Genomic DNA, 17,461 nt, shown 5'->3' on the forward strand with positions numbered 1-17,461 from the left:
GTGATCGGAGAGATCATGTCCCTGGAGACCCCCGACGTCCTGAAGGTCAACTACGCCCACGTCGTCTCCATCGCCGAGCAGCTCAGGAAGCGCCGCACCTTGCTGGAGGACCAGATGGAAGCCGTCTGGACCGAGGTCAAGAAGGTCGACGAGGCCTGGGAGGGTGAGGCCAAGGAGATGTTCCGCGCGATCGACAGGCAGTGGCACGCGCGCGCGAACGACATCAAGGCCCAGCTCGACAAGATCGAGAAGCTGATCCTGGAAGGCAAGGACCACTACCAGATGACGGACAAGAAGGGCGAGAGCCTCTTCGCGCAGCTGTCCGGTCAGGTGTCCCGCTGGTGACCTTCAGCGACGCATAGGGGCAGGGTGTCACCGAACACCCTGCCCCTTCTTTTGGCGCCCCCTCTGTGATGCGTCTTCTTCTGTGGGGCGTCTTCTTTTTCTTTTGTCGCCTCGCCGTTCGTCGCCCTGCTGCCCTCTGGCCGCTATGGCTCTTCCGGCTCTTCGTCCTGCTTCCTTCCGGCTCCCTACCGCTCCCCCGCTCCCCCCTCACGCGGCGCCGGTTCCAGGTCGAACTCACCGTCCCGTGCCCCCAGGACGAACGCGCGCCACTCCGCTGCCGTGTAGCGCAACACCACGTCCGGTTCCTTGGAGTTGCGCATGGCGACGGCGCCGCCGGGCAGGTGGGCGATCTCGACGCGTTCGTCCTCCGGGCTGCCGGGAGCGCTCTCCCAGACCGCGCCGGAGATGTCCATCGCGTAGAGCTCTTCCTTTTCCTGCTGCGTACCCATCAGCGGCTCTCCCTTCGTGCCTTCGTGCGGTTGCCAGACTACGCGGCCGGGGCACGGCGGGGCCCGGGTTCTCTCAGCTCTCGTCCGGCAGCCATCCCAGCTGCACCAGCGGCGTTCCGCGCCGGCGGGAGACGAAGAAGCCGCGGCCGGGTGGCATGGGGCGGGGGCGGACGTTGCCGAGGAGGTCGCCTTCGTTGGGGTCACCCGAGAGGACGACGCCCTGGGCGCCCAGTTCCTTGATGCGGGTCATGAACGACTCGAACATCGACCGTGACGCGCCCGCGGCGCTGCGCGCGATCAGGAAGCGCACGCCCACGTCCCGGGAGAAGGGCAGGTGTTCGGTGAGCACCGCCAGCGGGTTGCCGCTGGAGGTGGCGACCAGTTCGTAGTCGTCGACGACGACGAAGATCTGCGGGCCGCTCCACCAGCTGCGGTCGCGCAGTTGCTGCGGGGTGACGTCGGACGAGGGCGCCCGCCGGTCCATCAGGTCGCGGAGCGCGTTCATGTGCGTCTCCATGGTGTTGGACATGGGCGCGTACTCGAGCAGGTGGGTTTCCGGGATCGCGCCGAGCAGCGAGCGCCGGTAGTCACCGACGACGATCTTCGCCTCGTCACCGGAGTAGCGCTCGGTGATCTGCTTGACGAGCAGGCGCAGCAGCGCCGTCTTGCCCGATTCGCTCTCGCCGAAGACGAGGAAGAACGGGTCGGTCTCGAAGTCGACGAAGACGGGTTCCAGGTTGTTCTCGTCGATGGCGAAGGCGACGCCGCGCTCCGGGTGATCTCCGCCGCCGGGCAGGTGGGCGGCGGGGAGTTCGCGGGGGAGCAGCCGGACCTTGGGTGCCGGGTCGGCCTGCCAGTGCGTGGCCAGGGCGCGGCACATCTCCGCGCTGGCGTCGGCGAGTTCCTCGTCCGAGCCGACGCCGTCGATCCGCGGGACGGCGGCCATGAAGTGGAGGGCGTCCATCGTCTGGCCGCGTCCGGGGACGCCGGCCGGTACGTTGGCGGCGACCTTGCGGTTGAACTCGGAGTCCATCGTGTCGCCCAGCCGCAGCTCCAGCCGGTTCATCAGCAGGTCCTTGAGAGCGGCCCGCACCTCCATGTTGCGGGAGGCGGTCACCACGAGGTGGATGCCGTAGCCCAGACCGCGGGCCGCGATGTCGTTGACGATCTCGGTCAGGCCCTCGTAGTCGTTGCGGAAGTTGCCCCACCCGTCGATGACGAGGAAGACATCGCCCCAGGGCTGGTCGGTGAGCTCACCGCGGGCGCGGCGGCGGCGGTAGGTGGTGATGGAGTCGATGTTGCGGGAGCGGAAGTACTCCTCGCGGCGGTTGAGGACGCCGTAGACCTCGGCCACGGTCCGGCGGACGCGTTCGGGGTCGAGGCGGGAGGCGATGCCGCCGACGTGGGGGAGGTCCGCGATGGCGGACATGCCGCCGCCGCCGAAGTCGAGGCCGTAGAACTGGACCTCGGCCGGGGTGTGGGTGAGCGCGAACGCCGAGATGAGGGTGCGCATCAGCGTCGACTTGCCGGACTGGGGGCCGCCGACGACGAGCATGTGGCCGGCGGCGCCGGAGAAGTCGAGGTACAGCGGGTCCCGCCGCTGCTCGAACGGCTTGTCGACGAGGCCGACGGGCACCACGAGCCCGCCCAGCCGGGGGTAGTCGGGGGCGGTCAGGCCGCGGCCCTCCACGGGGGTGAGGCCGGGGAGGAGTTCGTCCAGCGGTGAGGCGCTGTCCAGCGGAGGGAGCCACACCTGGTGGGCGGGGGTGCCCTGGCCCTCCAGACGCCGCACGATCACATCGAGGACGGTGTCGGCCAGCGCGTCGTCGTCGGCCGTGCCGGACGGTTGCGCGGGCACCGGGGCGGCGGTGCCGGGGTCGGGGCGCTGCACCGGTACCTCGGCGGCGGTGAAGAGGACGGGGCGGCGGTTCGGCGCGACCGGCCCGCCGGTCGGCTCGCCGTCGCTGCCGGGGCGGTAGACGCCGGAGACGTAGGCCGCCTTGAAGCGGGTCATCTCGTCCGTACCGAACTTCAGGTAGCCGGAACCGGGCACGGACGGCAGGTGGTAGGCGTCGGGGACGCCGAGGGCGGCGCGGGACTCGGCGGCCGAGAAGGTGCGCAGACCGACGCGGTAGGACAGGTAGGTCTCCAGACCGCGCAGCCTGCCCTCCTCCAGCCGCTGCGAGGCGAGCAGCAGGTGGACGCCGAGCGACCGGCCGATGCGGCCGATCTGGATGAACATGTCGATGAAGTCCGGCTTGGCGGTGAGCAGCTCACTGAACTCGTCGATGACCAGGATGAGGGAGGGGATCGGCGAGAGCGGGGCGCCGGCGGCGCGGGCCTTCTCGTAGTCGTGGATGTTGGCGTAGTTGCCCGCGTCCCGCAGCATCTCCTGGCGCCGGTTGAGTTCGCCGCGGATGGAGTCGCCCATGCGGTCGACGAGGGTCAGGTCGTCCGCGAGGTTGGTGATCACCGCGGCGACGTGCGGCATGTGCGCCATCCCCGCGAAGGTGGCGCCGCCCTTGAAGTCGGCGAGGACGAAGTTCAGCGTCTCCGAGGAGTGGGTGACCGCCAGGCCCAGCACCAGGGTGCGCAGCAGTTCCGACTTGCCGGAGCCGGTCGCGCCCACGCACAGCCCGTGCGGTCCCATGCCGTCCTGCGCGGCTTCCTTGAGGTCCAGCATCACCGGCTGGCCGTCCTCGCCGACGCCGATGGGCACCCGCAGCCGTTCGGACTGGGAGCGGGGCCGCCAGGTGCGCGAGACCTCCACCGAGGCGGCGTCGCCCAGGCCGAGCAGGTCGGTGAACTCCAGCTTGGCCAGCAGGGGTTCGTCACCGTCGTCGCCGGAGCCGACGCGCAGCGGCGCCAGCTGGCGGCAGACCGCTTCGGCGGCCTCGTAGGAGAGCGTGTCCGGGGTTCCGTCGTAGACCAGGCCGTGCCCCGACTCCAGGCGCAGGGCGCGCGGCTGGACGACGACGGAGAGGCCGCCGCGCGCCACATCGGCGTCGCCGGGGACGATCTCCACGACGGTGACGCCCTGGAGGCCCTCGGGCGCGGCCAGCAGCGAGTTGGGCAGGACGGCCGTCCCGTCGAGGACGACGACGATGTGCGGCTGCTCCAGCAGCGGTTCCCCGGCGGCGTTGAACCGGGGCCGTCCCTCCAGCCGCGCGGCGAGCAGCTCTTCCAGCTCGAGGGTGTCGGTGACGATCAGCCGGCGGGTGCCCGCGCCGTCGGCGAGGTCCTTGGCCTGGGCGTGCGGCAGCCACTTGGCCCAGTCCCAGGAGCTGTAGGTCTCCCGGCCCGCCGCGATCGCGATGACCAGGTCCTCGGGGGAGTGCAGCGCTGCCAGCGAGCAGAGCATGGCGCGGGCCGAGCCGTAGACGGCGTCCGGTTCGCCGCTGACCGTCATGTGGTAGAAGGCGCGCAGCGAGACGGCCATGGGGAGCCCGTCGAGGGTGGCGTGCGTGTTGAGGAACTGGTGCATGGCGCCGACCGTCAGCGGCTCCAGCTCGTCGACCGGCGCCGTCTCCGGGGCGACCAGCGGCGTGGCCAGCTGCTGGGTGCCCAGTCCGACGCGGACCTGGCCGAAGTCGCCGTCCGAGGGGCGCCGCTCCCACAGCCTGCTGCCCTCGGCCACCAGGGACCACAGCTGGTCGGGCGCGGGGTGCAGGTAGAACTGGGCGTCGCGCTGCTTGAGCGCGGTCCTGCGCACCGTACGCCGGGTCTGTGCCAGGTATTTGAGGTAGTCGCGGCGGGACTGCGCCATCTCGCCCTGGGTGCCGCGGCGCATCCGGATCGCCATCGCGATGACCATGGTGACCGTCGACACCAGCATCAGCGCGCCCATGACCCGCATCATCGGGTGGGAGTTGTAGCCGGGCATCAGGAAGAACATGCTGGACCCGCCCATGCCGAGCATCGGCAGGAGCTGCATCCACATGCCCTCCTGCTGCCCGCGCGGCAGTTCCGGCGGAGGCTGCAACTGGAGCTGCTCGCTGGGTACTTCGGGAGGCAGAGCCCGCGGCGGACGCTTGACGACGATCTGGGTCACTCGCGCACCATTCTTCTTTGCGTTCCCTCGCGTCCTGGTGCGGAAGGGACATCTCGCTGCCGGCGCCCCCGTGGCGACGGTTCCCCCTCCGCGGCTGGCGATCCTAGTGGCACAGTGAGTTGACCGGGAGCGGTAGGGTGGCGCGCGCTGCCGCCGCGACCTGCGGCACGGTCCGCACAGGCGTCCACAGCCGGGCGGTATCCCGTACTTTCCGCGCATCCAGGCACATGCGGGGCGGCAGGTGCCCAGCAGGCTATCGAGGGGGACACACAGGTGAGTACGACGGCTTCCGCCGCCGCCACCGGACCCGGTGGGCAGCCGGGCCCGGGCGGATCCCGGGGAGCGGCCGGCACGCCCGGCCGGGCAGCCGGAGCAGCCCTGGACACCGGCTTCTGCCGGGTGACCATCGTCGCGCCCGACAGCCGGATCGACGTCGCGCTCCCCGAGGACATCGCGGTCGCCGACCTCTACCCCGAGATCCTGCGCCTGTCCGGCCAGAGCCCGGCCGACGGCGCGCCCGTCGGATACCACCTGGTGCGCCGTGACGGCACCGTCCTGGACAGCTCCCGCACGTTCGCGGCCCAGCGCATCCTCGACGGGGAGGTGCTCAGCCTGCGCCCCTTCGCCGAGTCGCTGCCGCCGGCCGTCTTCGACGACGTGTCCGACGCGGTCGCCTCCGCCGTCACCAAGGACCGCAAGCTGTGGGGCGACGGCATGATGCGCGCGGCCGGGCTGATCGGCGGCGGTGTGCTGCTGGCCCTCATGGCGGTCGTGCTGTGGTTCTCCGACCCCGCCGGCCACGACATGCACGGGCTGGCGGGTGTCCTGGCGGCTGTCACCGGGGTGCTGCTGCTGGCGCTGTCGGCCGTGCGGGCCCGCGTCTACGACGACCGGCCCACCGCGATCACGCTCGGCCTCGGCTGTCTGCCGCACCTGATGGTGGCGGGCAGCGGGCTGCTGCCCCTGGAGGAGGGGCAGGGCATCGGCAGGCTGCAGTTCCTCCTCGGATGTGTGACCGTGCTGCTGGCGGCCGCCGTGCTGATCGCCCTCACCCCCAACGGCGACGGACCGTTCGTCGCCGCCGCCTTCACCGCGACCGTCGGCACCCTGATCACCTTCATCGCGATCGTGAGCGACATCCGCCCGGTGGAGACCGCCGCGATCTGCGCGCCCGTGGCCGTCGGCCTCCTGGCGTTCCTGCCGGGCCTCTCCACCCGCTTCGCCCGGCTGCCCATCGGGTTCGAGGCCACCCGCACCCGGATGAGCGACTACGACGCCGACCCGGACGCGGCGCCGCAGACGCAGGGCCCGATCGACGCCGAGCGCGTCGCGGCGCAGGCCCGCCGCGGCCACGAGCTGCTGGTCGGCCTGGTCGGCGGCTGCGCCACCGTCGTCGTGGTCTCCTGCGCGGTCCTCAGTTTCTCCGACTCGGGGTGGGGGCAGCTGCTCACCCTGGCGACGGGCATCGCCATGCTGCTGCGGGCCCGCCTCTTCCGCTACACCTCGCAGGTCGGCAGCGCGCTCATCGCGGGGCTGGTGGCGCTGGTGCTGCTGGGCGCCGGCCTGGCGGGGGACTTCCCCGCGGACGGTGACGCGCTGCGCACCGTGTGGCTGAGCGCGGCGCTGGCCGTCGGCGCCGTACTGGTGATCGCCATCGGGCTGACCGTGCCGGACAAGGGTGTGACACCCTTCTGGGGCCGGTTCGTGGAGATCCTGGAGACCTTCGTCCTGCTCACCCTGGTGCCGCTGTGCCTCGCGGTGATGAACGTCTACTCGGCCGCCCGCAGTCTCACCAGCTAGCCACTGCTACTCTGTACGGGCTTCCCGAGTATCGAAGATTCCCCTGTGAGGAAGACCAGGGGCGCTCGGCAGCACCGATCCAGAGGAGTACGAGTGTCGTCTCTCGACGCCGCGACGAAGAAGCAGATCATCTCCGAGTTCGCCACCAAGGAGGGTGACACCGGCTCCCCCGAGGTCCAGGTGGCGTTGCTCTCCCGTCGCATCAGCGACCTGACGGAGCACCTGAAGACCCACAAGCACGACCACCACTCGCGGCGTGGTCTGCTGCTGCTCGTCGGCCAGCGCCGCCGCCTGCTGCAGTACCTCGCCAAGAAGGACATCCAGCGCTTCCGTGCGCTGGTCGAGCGCCTGGGCATCCGCCGCGGCGCGGCCGGCGCCCGCTAGGACGCGATGAAGGGAGCGGTTCCCGGATCCGGGAACCGCTCCCTTCGCCGTATCGCAGTACAGAACCCTCGCGTGACGGAGAACCTTTGTAGTCTTGTCACGCGAGAGCGCTCACACCCCGAGCGCGCACAACGACACAACGAGGCAGGAGCGACCCGACGCCGGTCCTCGGTAGTGGCCCCCGGAGGCGAGCAGTCCCGGGAGCTTCGATCGAAGACCGGCCCGTACCGGGAGCGCTCCTTGCGGCACACGGTCCGCCACGCGATGTGCGCGGACGAAGACGAGGAGATTTTCCTGGTGGAGAACGAGACCCACTACGCCGAGGCCGTGATCGACAACGGCGCCTTCGGCACCCGCACCATCCGCTTCGAGACGGGCCGCCTGGCCAAGCAGGCCGCGGGTTCCGCCGTCGCCTACCTGGACGACGACACGATGGTGCTGTCGGCCACCACGGCCTCGAAGCAGCCGAAGGACCAGCTCGACTTCTTCCCCCTGACGGTGGACGTCGAGGAGCGGATGTACGCCGCGGGCAAGATCCCCGGTTCCTTCTTCCGGCGCGAGGGCCGCCCGTCCGAGGACGCGATCCTCACCTGCCGCCTGATCGACCGCCCGCTGCGCCCCTCCTTCAAGAAGGGACTGCGCAACGAGATCCAGATCGTCGAGACGATCATGGCGCTCAACCCCGACCACCTCTACGACGTGGTCGCGATCAACGCCGCCTCCTGCTCGACGCAGCTGGCCGGCCTGCCCTTCTCCGGCCCGATCGGCGGCACCCGCGTCGCCCTGATCCGCGGCCAGTGGGTGGCCTTCCCGACCCACTCCGAGCTGGAGGAGGCCGTCTTCGACATGGTCATCGCGGGCCGCGTGCTGCCCGACGGTGACGTGGCCGTGATGATGGTCGAGGCCGAGGCCACCGAGAAGACCATCGAGCTGGTCAAGGGCGGCGCCGAGGCTCCGACGGAGGAGGTCGTGGCCGCCGGCATGGAGGCCGCGAAGCCCTTCATCAAGGTGCTGTGCAAGGCCCAGGCCGACCTCGCCGCGAAGGCCGCCAAGCCCACCGGCGAGTTCCCGATCTTCCTGGACTACCAGGACGACGTCCTGGAGGCGCTGACCGCGGCCGTCCGCGACGAGCTGGCCCAGGCGCTGACCATCGCCGGCAAGCAGGAGCGCGAGACCGAGCTGGACCGGGTCAAGGCGCTGGCCGCCGAGAAGCTGCTGCCGCAGTTCGAGGGCCGCGAGAAGGAGATCTCCGCCGCCTACCGCGCGCTGACCAAGAACCTGGTGCGCGAGCGCGTCATCAAGGAGAAGAAGCGCATCGACGGCCGCGGTGTCACCGACATCCGCACCCTGGCCGCCGAGGTCGAGGCCATCCCGCGGGTGCACGGCTCGGCACTGTTCGAGCGCGGCGAGACGCAGATCCTCGGCGTCACCACGCTGAACATGCTGCGTATGGAGCAGCAGCTGGACACCCTCTCGCCGGTGACCCGCAAGCGCTACATGCACAACTACAACTTCCCGCCCTACTCCACCGGTGAGACGGGCCGCGTCGGCTCCCCCAAGCGCCGCGAGATCGGCCACGGCGCCCTCGCCGAGCGCGCCCTCGTCCCGGTGCTGCCGACCCGCGAGGAGTTCCCGTACGCGATCCGGCAGGTCTCCGAGGCGCTGGGCTCCAACGGCTCGACGTCCATGGGCTCGGTCTGCGCCTCCACCATGTCGCTGCTGAACGCCGGTGTGCCGCTCAAGGCCCCGGTCGCCGGTATCGCCATGGGGCTGATCTCCGAGGAGATCGAGGGCGAGACGCACTATGTGACGCTGACCGACATCCTGGGCGCCGAGGACGCGTTCGGTGACATGGACTTCAAGGTCGCCGGCACCAAGCAGTTCGTCACCGCCCTCCAGCTCGACACCAAGCTGGACGGCATCCCGGCGTCCGTGCTGGCCGCGGCCCTCAAGCAGGCCCGCGACGCGCGGCTTCACATCCTGGACGTGATGAACGAGGCGATCGACGTTCCGGACGAGATGTCCCCGAACGCGCCGCGGATCATCACCGTCAAGATCCCGGTGGACAAGATCGGTGAGGTCATCGGCCCGAAGGGCAAGATGATCAACCAGATCCAGGAGGACACCGGCGCCGACATCACCATCGAGGACGACGGCACCATCTACATCGGTGCCGCCGACGGCCCGGCCGCCGAAGCCGCGCGTGCCACCATCAATGGCATCGCCAACCCGACGATGCCCGAGGTCGGCGAGCGCTACCTCGGCACGGTCGTCAAGACCACCACCTTCGGTGCCTTCGTCTCGCTGCTGCCCGGCAAGGACGGTCTGCTGCACATCTCGCAGATCCGCAAGCTGGCCGGCGGCAAGCGCGTGGAGAACGTCGAGGACGTCCTCGGCGTCGGCCAGAAGGTCCAGGTCGAGATCGCCGAGATCGACCAGCGCGGCAAGCTCTCGCTGATCCCCGTCCTGGACGAGGCCGAGTCCGGCGAGGGCTCCGCCGAGAAGTCCGACACGGCCACCGAGTCCGAGGACGAGACCGCGAAGTGACCTCGCAGTTCCGTACGACGGCCCGCCCCGCCTCCCCGGCAGGGCGGGCCGTCGCCCGTACCAAGACCCTGATCGCGGGGGAGAACGGCGCCGGCACCGTCCGCAAGACCGTGCTGCCCGGCGGGCTCCGCGTCCTCACCGAGACGGTGCCGACCGTGCGCTCCGCCACCTTCGGCATCTGGGCCCATGTGGGCTCCCGGGACGAGACACCGGCGCTGGGCGGCGCCACGCACTATCTGGAGCACCTCCTCTTCAAGGGCACCGAGCGGCGCAGCGCGCTGGAGATCTCGGCGGCGCTGGACGCGGTCGGCGGCGAGATGAACGCCTTCACCACGAAGGAGTTCACCTGCTACTACGCGCGGGTCCTCGACGCCGACCTCCCGCTGGCCATCGACGTGGTCTCCGACATGCTCACCTCCTCCGTCATCGACCCGGCCGAGGTCGACGCGGAGCGGGGCGTCATCCTTGAGGAGATCGCGATGACGGAGGACGACGCGGGGGACTGCGTCCACGACCTGTTCGCCCGCACCATGTTCGGTGACACCCCGCTGGGCCGCCCCGTCCTGGGCACCGTCGAGACGGTCAACGCGCTCACCCGCGACCAGGTCGCCCGCTTCTACAAGAAGCACTACGACCCCACCCGGCTGGTGGTCGCCGCCGCGGGCAACCTCGACCACCACACGGTGGTCAAGCAGGTCCGGGCGGCGTTCGAACGCGCGGGCGTGCCGGCCCGTACCGAGGGCGCCGACCCGGTCGGCCCCCGTTCGGGCAGCCGCGCCCTGCGCACCGCCGGCCGCGTCGACTACGTGGAGCGCCCCACCGAGCAGGCCCACCTGGTGCTCGGCATGCCCGGCGTCTCCCGGCACGACGAGCGCCGCTGGCCGCTCGCGGTGCTCAGCACGGCCCTGGGCGGCGGCATGAGCTCCCGGCTCTTCCAGGAGATCCGTGAGAAGCGCGGACTGGCCTACAGCACCTACGCCTACACCTCCAGCTTCGCCGACTGCGGACTGTTCGGCGTCTATGTGGGCTGCCGTCCCGGCCAGGTGCCGGACGTGCTGGGGATCTGCCGCGACGAACTCGACCACGTGGCCCGGCACGGCCTCGGCGACGACGAGCTGCGCCGTGCCGTCGGCCAGCTCTCAGGCTCGACGGTGCTGGGCCTGGAGGACACCGGTGCCCTGATGCACCGCCTCGGCAAGAGCGAGCTGTGCTGGGGGGAGCAGATGTCCGTGGACGAGATGCTCGCCAAGATCTCCGCCGTCACCCCGGACGACGTCCGTCAGGTCGCCCGCGACGTGCTGGACCGCCGCCCCTCGCTGTCCGTCATCGGGCAGCTCGGGGACCGTCAGGCGGGACGGCTGCACGAGGCCGTCGCCTGAGCCCCGCCCCCTTCTCCGTCACTCCCACCACGTAAGGAACGAGCACCATGAGCAAGCTGCGCGTAGCCGTCCTCGGCGCCAAGGGCCGGATGGGTTCCGAGGCCGTACGGGCCGTCGAGGCCGCCGACGACATGGAGCTGGTGGCGGCCCTCGGCAGCGGGGACGCGCGCAGCACGCTGACGGAGGCGGGCACGCAGGTCGCGGTCGACCTCACCCGCCCGGACTCCGTCATGGACAACCTGGAGTTCTGCGTCGCCAACGGCATCCACGCCGTGGTCGGCACCACCGGCTGGACCGAGGAGCGGCTGGCCGCGGTCCGCGCCCGGCTCGCGGACTCGCCGGGCACCGGCGTGCTCATCGCCCCGAACTTCGGCATCGGCGCGGTGCTGACCATGCGGTTCGCCCAGCAGGCGGCCCGCTTCTTCGAGTCCGTCGAGGTGGTGGAGCTGCACCACCCCGGCAAGGTCGACGCGCCCAGCGGCACCGCGGTGCGCACCGCGCAGCTGATCGCGAAGTCCCGCCAGGACGCCGGTCTGCCCGCCCAGCCCGACGCCACCACCCAGTCCCTGGAGGGCGCGCGCGGCGCCGACGTGGACGGTGTCCCGGTGCACGCGGTGCGGCTGCGCGGCCTGGTCGCGCACCAGGAGGTCCTCTTCGGCGACGAGGCGGAGACGCTCACCATCCGCCACGACTCGCTGCACCGCAGCTCCTTCATGCCCGGCGTGCTGCTGGGCATCCGCAAGGTGCCCGCCACCCCGGGCCTCACCTTCGGTCTCGAACACTTCCTCGACCTGGACTGACGGGGTACGGCACCGTGCGCGCGAAGATCACCTATTTCCTGCTGGCCGCCATCCTGGTCGTCTACTTCGTCCTGGTCGGCAGCCGGGGCGTCCTGCTGATCGAGCAGGGCACCGCGGTGACCGTCCCCTTCGGCATCGCGGTGCTGGTGCTGCCGTTCATCGGCGCCTGGTTCCTGTGGCAGACCACGCGCTTCGCCCGCCGCGCCGGACAGCTCGCCCGGGAACTGGAGGCGGAGGGCGGCCTGCCGGTCGACGAGCTGGAGCGCACTCCCTCGGGCCGGATCGACCGCGCCTCCGCCGACGCGGTCTTCGCCCGCCGCCGGGCCGAGACGGAGGAGAACCCGGAGGACTGGCGCTCCTGGTTCCGGCTGGCGGTCGCCTACCACGACGCCCGCGACACCCCCCGCGCCCGCAAGGCCATGCAGCACGCCATCGCGCTGCGCGAGGGGCGCCCGCGCGGCTAGCCGGCCGCCACGGGGCGGGACTCGGCAGCCCAGCCCTCTATGACGTCAGCGGCGCGGACGAAGCCCCCGCGGCGCGTCAGGAAGTCCGCGTTGTGGTCGGTCAGCAGTATCCGCCGGTCGCCTTCCGCCCGGGTGTCCGCGGACCCGCGCGGGGGCAGCAGCATCAGCGCTTCTCCCTGCACCGTGCGGGGCAGGCCGAGCCACCGTACGGGCTGCTGGACCGTGCGCAGCGTGCCCACCTCGGTCCAGCGCAGCGTCGTGGTCCGCAGCAGCCCGGCGTGGCGCAGCCCGTACGAGCTGACCCATACGCCCGCGCGCAGCAGCCGCACGGCCAGCACGATCACCAGTACGCCGCAGCCCGCGCACAGCACCCCGCTCGGCAGCGCGCCGGCGAGCACGACGACCAGCGCGGAGAAGAGCACGAAGGACGCGAGCAGAAGCAGCAGCGCGCCGCCGGCCACCCGGCAGGGGCCGGGGCTGTAGGGACGCCGCCACACCTCGCGGTCGGCCTCGGCGAGCGTCACGGACTGCGCCGCCTCGATACGGTCCTCGCGGTCGGCTGTCACAAAGGGCAGGGGCACGGCAGGGGTCCTCGCTCGCTCACGACAGGGGCTGCTCGGGCGCGTCCCGGAAGGGAACGGCCCGAGACCGTGGGGGCCGCCGCCACGGCTGCGTGCCATGGCGGTTGTGAGCGGTGACATTAGCGAGGGTGGAGAAAAGCGGCCACCCCCGGGTGCGATCCCGGGAGTGGCCGCTCGGGTCAGCGGCCCTCGGCCGCTGCCGGATGATCGCGCGCCGGCAGTTGGTTATCGGTGAGCGCGGGACCGCCGAGCAAGACGGAACCCACGAGTCCGGCGACGATCGTCACGCCCACCAGTGCACTGCCGGCGACCTGGCGGAAGCTGCGGCGGGCACGGGGCGGCGGGGTGACATTGCTGCGGAACCGGTCGGCCTCGGCTATGAAGGCGAACGGAACTGCCTCTCCGCGGCGGGACATGACGGTGCGCTCCTGCTTGATCGTTCTGGGCGGATTCTTGCTGGCACTTGCTGTTCGTAGACACAACGTCCGAGCCGGCTTCCGAGTGCCCGCTGCCGGGGGACGCATGTGAAAAATATCAACCGCGGCGACGAGGTATGTCACCGGGGGTGCCGTTTCCAGGCACCGAGTCGGTTTTGTCCGTTTATGTTCCACCAAAACGGGCTATCGGCCCCCGCGTCGAGTCACCTGTCAGGACCTCCCCTTAGGCTTGCCCCGCCCTGGCACACGCACGTGGAAGGACCCCGCCGGTGACCGAGACCTCCGCCCCGCCCGCCCCGAGTTTCCGCAGCGACATGACGGTCGAGCTGGTCAAGCACAGCGCCGCCGACACCGATGTGCTGTGGGCCGCCCGGGTCTCTACCGCGGGCGAGCAGTCCCTGGACGAGCTGAACAAGGACCCGGAGCGCTCCAAGGGGTTGATCAACTTCCTGATGCGGGACCGCCACGGCAGCCCCTTCGAGCACAACTCGATGACCTTCTTCATCAGCGCCCCGCTCTTCGTCTTCCGGGAGTTCCACCGGCACCGCGTCGGCTGGTCGTACAACGAGGAGTCGGGCCGCTACCGCCGCCTGGAGCCCGTCTTCTACGTCCCCGACGCCACCCGCAAGCTCGTCCAGCAGGGCCGCCCCGGCAAGTACGAGTTCGTCGAGGGCACCCCCGAGCAGCACAAGCTGACGGGGCGCGCCATGGAGGACGTCTACCGCAAGGCGTACGAGACCTACCTGGAGATGCTGGAGGCCGGGGTGGCCCGCGAGGTGGCCCGTGCCGTCCTCCCGGTGGGGCTGTACTCGTCCATGTACGCCACGTGCAACGCACGCTCCCTGATGCACTTCCTCGGCCTGCGGACGCAGCACGAGCAGGCCAAGGTGCCCAGTTTCCCGCAGCGCGAGATCGAGATGGTGGGCGAGCTGATGGAGGAGCGGTGGGCCGAGCTGATGCCGCTGACCCACGCGGCCTTCAACGCCAACGGCCGCATCGCTCCCTGACGGCTCCCGGGGCCGGAGGGCGGGCTCACTCGTCCCGCACTCCGTACCCGCCGGTCGGAGTCCCCCGGGAGGTGTCCGTATTGCGACGTTTCAAGATGTTCCTCTAGGGTGAATATGCGGTCCCGGCACTGCCTGAACCCCCGAGCAGGCAGTGCCGGGGCCCCCTCTTCTTCCCCCGGATCCCCTCCCGTCGCTCCGATCCGGCGCCCCGAGGAAGCGTCCCGGGGTGCGCTGCGAGTAGCGTGGAGCCTATGGCTCCGACCTCCACACCGCAGACGCCCTTCGGGCGGGTCCTGACCGCGATGGTCACGCCGTTCACCGCGGACGGCGCGCTCGACCTCGACGGCGCGCAGCAGCTCGCCGCCCACCTGGTGGACGCCGGCAACGACGGCCTCGTCGTCAACGGCACCACCGGCGAGTCACCGACCACCACCGATGCGGAGAAAGCCCAGCTCGTCAAGGCCGTCGTGGAGGCGGTGGGCGAACGCGCCCATGTGGTCGCCGGAGCCGGCACCAACGACACGGCACACAGCGTCGAGCTGGCCCGCGCCGCCGAGCAGGCAGGCGCCCACGGACTGCTGGCGGTGACGCCGTACTACAGCAAGCCGCCGCAGGAGGGCCTCTACCGGCACTTCACCGCGATCGCCGACGCCACCGGCCTGCCGGTGATGCTCTACGACATCCCGGGCCGCAGCGGCGTCCCCATCAACACCGAGACGATCGTGCGGCTCGCCGAGCACCCCCGCATCGTGGCCAACAAGGACGCCAAGGGCGACCTCGGCCGCGCCAGCTGGGCCATCGCCACCAGTGGCCTGGCCTGGTACAGCGGTGACGACATGCTCAACCTCCCGCTGCTGTCCGTCGGCGCCGTCGGCTTCGTCTCCGTCGTCGGCCACGTCGTCGCCCCCGAGCTGCGCTCCCTGCTGGAGGCGCACCTGAGCGGCGACGTCGCGAAGGCCACCGAGATCCACCAGAAGCTGCTGCCGGTCTTCACCGGCATGTTCCGCACCCAGGGCGTCATCACGACCAAGGCCGCCCTCGCCCGTCTGGGCCTCCCCGCCGGGCCGCTGCGCCTCCCCCTGGTCGAACTGTCCTCCGAGGAGCTGGACCAGCTGACGCACGATCTCGCCCACGGCGGGGTACACCTGTAGTCCCCAGACTTCTCACAACTGCATACGGCCGCTCAGCGGCACAAGTGCACAGCCCAATGGAACACGCACGACACCTGCGCGGCAGAACCGCCGCGTCCCCGTGCGCCTCATGAATACCGCGCGCCACGTACCCAGGCGGGTGCGTGGCGCGCGTGGTAAGGAGAGTCTTTTGAGTCATCCGCATCCAGAACTGGGCCCGCCCCCGGAACTCCCCAAGGGCGGCCTGCGCGTCACCCCTCTGGGCGGCCTCGGCGAGATCGGCCGCAACATGACCGTCTTCGAGTACGGCGGCAGGCTTCTGATCATCGACTGCGGCGTCCTCTTCCCCGAGGAGGAGCAGCCCGGCATCGACCTGATCCTCCCCGACTTCACCACGCTCAGGGACCGCCTCGACGACATCGACGGCATCGTCCTCACCCACGGGCACGAGGACCACATCGGCGGCGTCCCCTACCTCCTGCGGGAGAAGCCGGACATCCCCCTCATCGGCTCCAAGCTGACCCTCGCCCTGATCGAGGCCAAGCTCCAGGAGCACCGCATCCGGCCCTACACGCTGGAGGTCGAGGAGGGGCACCGCGAGCGCATCGGCCCCTTCGAATGCGAGTTCCTCGCGGTCAACCACTCCATCCCCGACGCCCTCGCCGTCGCCGTGCGCACCCCGGCCGGCCTCGTCGTGCACACCGGCGACTTCAAGATGGACCAGCTGCCGCTGGACGGCCGCCTCACCGACCTGCGGGCCTTCTCCCGGCTCGGTGAAGAGGGCATCGACCTGCTGCTGAGCGACTCCACCAACGCCGAGGTCCCCGGCTTCGTCCCGCCGGAGCGCGAGATCTCCTCCGTGCTGCGCCAGGTCTTCTCCAGCGCGCAGAAGCGGATCATCGTCGCCAGCTTCGCCAGCCACGTCCACCGCATCCAGCAGATCCTGGACGCCGCCCACGAGCACGGCCGCCGGGTCGCCTTCGTCGGCCGCTCCATGGTCCGCAACATGGGCATCGCCCGCGACCTGGGCTACCTCAGCGTGCCGGCCGGGCTCGTCGTGGACGTCAAGGCGCTCGACGACCTCCCGGACGACGAGGTGGTCCTCGTCTGTACGGGCTCCCAGGGCGAGCCCATGGCCGCCCTCTCCCGGATGGCCAACCGGGACCACCAGATCCGGATCGTCCAGGGCGACACCGTGATCCTCGCGTCGTCCCTGATCCCGGGCAACGAGAACGCGGTCTACCGCGTCATCAACGGCCTCACCCGCTGGGGCGCCAACGTGGTCCACAAGGGCAACGCCAAGGTCCACGTCTCCGGCCACGCCTCGGCGGGCGAACTGCTGTACTTCTACAACATCTGCCAGCCGCGGAACCTCATGCCCGTCCACGGCGAGTGGCGCCACCTGCGCGCCAGCGCCGAACTGGGCGCGGCCACCGGAATCCCCCACGACCGCATCGTGATCGCTGAGGACGGCGTCGTGGTGGACCTCGTCGACGGCAAGGCCAAGATCACGGGCAAGGTCCAGGCCGGATACGTCTACGTGGACGGCCTCTCGGTCGGCGACGTCACCGAGTCCTCCCTCAAGGACCGGCGCATCCTCGGCGACGAGGGCATCATCTCGGTCTTCATCGTGGTCGACAGCACCACCGGCAAGATCGTCGGAGGGCCCCACATCCAGTCCCGGGGCTCCGGCATCGACGACACGGACTTCGCCGCGGTCATCCCGAAGATCGACGAGGCCCTCGCCAAGTCCGCGCAGGACGGCATCGCGGAGACCCACCAGCTCCAGCAGCTGGTGCGCCGCACGGTCGGCAAGTGGGTCTCGGACAGCTACCGCCGTCGTCCGATGATCCTCCCCGTGGTCGTCGAGGTCTGACCCGCCCGTCGTGGCCCCTCGGCGGGCCCGCGGAGGAGCGGGGCGCCCCTCGATTTGCCTCCAGGCGCCCCGCTCCAGTACGTTTACCTCTCCACCGCATCGGGAACCCGGGACCACTACGGTCCGAGGCCGACCGGTATCCAGGAATCCGAATTCGACTCGGAAACGAGCCGGAAAAAGATTCTGGTAAGGTGGAGAACATCGAAAGGGC

The 17,461-nt window shown here is 70.7% G+C and carries 14 protein-coding genes; 10 read left to right on the top strand and 4 right to left on the bottom strand.

Annotated features, from left to right (window positions below):
- Positions 1 to 345, top strand: coding sequence for a WXG100 family type VII secretion target (locus tag FM076_RS24705; RefSeq protein ID WP_173873121.1), 345 nt, complete (start codon positions 1 to 3; stop codon positions 343 to 345).
- A gap of 185 nt (positions 346 to 530) precedes the next feature.
- On the opposite strand, the gene FM076_RS24710 is transcribed toward FM076_RS24705, so the two are convergent.
- The gene (locus tag FM076_RS24710; RefSeq protein ID WP_173873122.1) at positions 531 to 794 is read right to left on the bottom strand and encodes a DUF397 domain-containing protein; all 264 of its coding nucleotides are present in this window, start codon (positions 792 to 794) and stop codon (positions 531 to 533) included.
- A gap of 73 nt (positions 795 to 867) precedes the next feature.
- On the bottom strand, positions 868 to 4,845 hold the full coding sequence (gene eccCa / locus FM076_RS24715; RefSeq protein ID WP_173873123.1) for a type VII secretion protein EccCa: 3,978 nt from the start codon (positions 4,843 to 4,845) through the stop codon (positions 868 to 870).
- A 273-nt stretch (positions 4,846 to 5,118) separates the two neighbouring features.
- On the opposite strand from eccCa, the gene eccD reads away from it, so the two are divergent.
- From eccD to FM076_RS24745, 6 genes are all read left to right on the top strand, one after another.
- On the top strand, positions 5,119 to 6,645 hold the full coding sequence (eccD, locus tag FM076_RS24720; protein WP_173873124.1) for a type VII secretion integral membrane protein EccD: 1,527 nt from the start codon (positions 5,119 to 5,121) through the stop codon (positions 6,643 to 6,645).
- A gap of 93 nt (positions 6,646 to 6,738) precedes the next feature.
- Positions 6,739 to 7,029, top strand: a complete 291-nt coding sequence (rpsO, locus tag FM076_RS24725; RefSeq protein WP_016470189.1) for a 30S ribosomal protein S15 — start codon at positions 6,739 to 6,741, stop codon at positions 7,027 to 7,029.
- A gap of 297 nt (positions 7,030 to 7,326) precedes the next feature.
- A complete protein-coding gene (locus FM076_RS24730; protein ID WP_173874981.1) occupies positions 7,327 to 9,576 on the top strand; it encodes a polyribonucleotide nucleotidyltransferase in 2,250 nt (749 codons plus the stop codon).
- The gene (locus FM076_RS24735; protein WP_173873125.1) at positions 9,573 to 10,955 is read left to right on the top strand and encodes an insulinase family protein; all 1,383 of its coding nucleotides are present in this window, start codon (positions 9,573 to 9,575) and stop codon (positions 10,953 to 10,955) included. The genes FM076_RS24730 and FM076_RS24735 overlap by 4 nt, the downstream gene beginning before the upstream one ends.
- Before the next feature lie 47 nt (positions 10,956 to 11,002).
- Positions 11,003 to 11,755 carry a 4-hydroxy-tetrahydrodipicolinate reductase gene (gene dapB / locus FM076_RS24740; protein ID WP_173873126.1) on the top strand — a complete coding sequence of 251 codons (753 nt, stop codon included), beginning with the start codon at positions 11,003 to 11,005 and terminating at the stop codon, positions 11,753 to 11,755.
- Between the two features lie 14 nt (positions 11,756 to 11,769).
- Positions 11,770 to 12,219, top strand: a complete 450-nt coding sequence (locus FM076_RS24745; RefSeq protein ID WP_173873127.1) for a hypothetical protein — start codon at positions 11,770 to 11,772, stop codon at positions 12,217 to 12,219.
- Here FM076_RS24745 and FM076_RS24750 read toward each other — a convergent pair.
- Positions 12,216 to 12,800 (bottom strand): hypothetical protein, encoded by a 585-nt coding sequence (locus FM076_RS24750; RefSeq protein WP_173873128.1) that lies wholly within the window; start codon positions 12,798 to 12,800, stop codon positions 12,216 to 12,218. The two genes, FM076_RS24745 and FM076_RS24750, sit on opposite strands and share 4 nt — an antisense overlap.
- 179 nt (positions 12,801 to 12,979) lie before the next feature.
- Positions 12,980 to 13,216: a hypothetical protein gene (locus FM076_RS24755; RefSeq protein WP_173873129.1), complete on the bottom strand. Its 237-nt coding sequence runs from the start codon at positions 13,214 to 13,216 to the stop codon at positions 12,980 to 12,982.
- 335 nt (positions 13,217 to 13,551) lie between these two features.
- Here FM076_RS24755 and thyX point away from each other — a divergent pair, with 335 nt between their 5' ends.
- From thyX to FM076_RS24770, 3 genes are all read left to right on the top strand, one after another.
- On the top strand, positions 13,552 to 14,244 hold the full coding sequence (thyX, locus tag FM076_RS24760) for an FAD-dependent thymidylate synthase (protein ID WP_180218650.1): 693 nt from the start codon (positions 13,552 to 13,554) through the stop codon (positions 14,242 to 14,244).
- 251 nt (positions 14,245 to 14,495) lie between these two features.
- Complete coding sequence (gene dapA / locus FM076_RS24765; protein ID WP_173873131.1) at positions 14,496 to 15,395, top strand: 4-hydroxy-tetrahydrodipicolinate synthase; 900 nt, start codon at positions 14,496 to 14,498, stop codon at positions 15,393 to 15,395.
- Between the two features lie 169 nt (positions 15,396 to 15,564).
- On the top strand, positions 15,565 to 17,250 hold the full coding sequence (locus FM076_RS24770) for a ribonuclease J (RefSeq protein WP_173873132.1): 1,686 nt from the start codon (positions 15,565 to 15,567) through the stop codon (positions 17,248 to 17,250).
- Positions 17,251 to 17,461: the final 211 nt, after the last annotated feature.

The organism is Streptomyces albus subsp. chlorinus (genome assembly GCF_013302895.1).
Taxonomy (GTDB): domain Bacteria; phylum Actinomycetota; class Actinomycetes; order Streptomycetales; family Streptomycetaceae; genus Streptomyces; species Streptomyces chlorinus.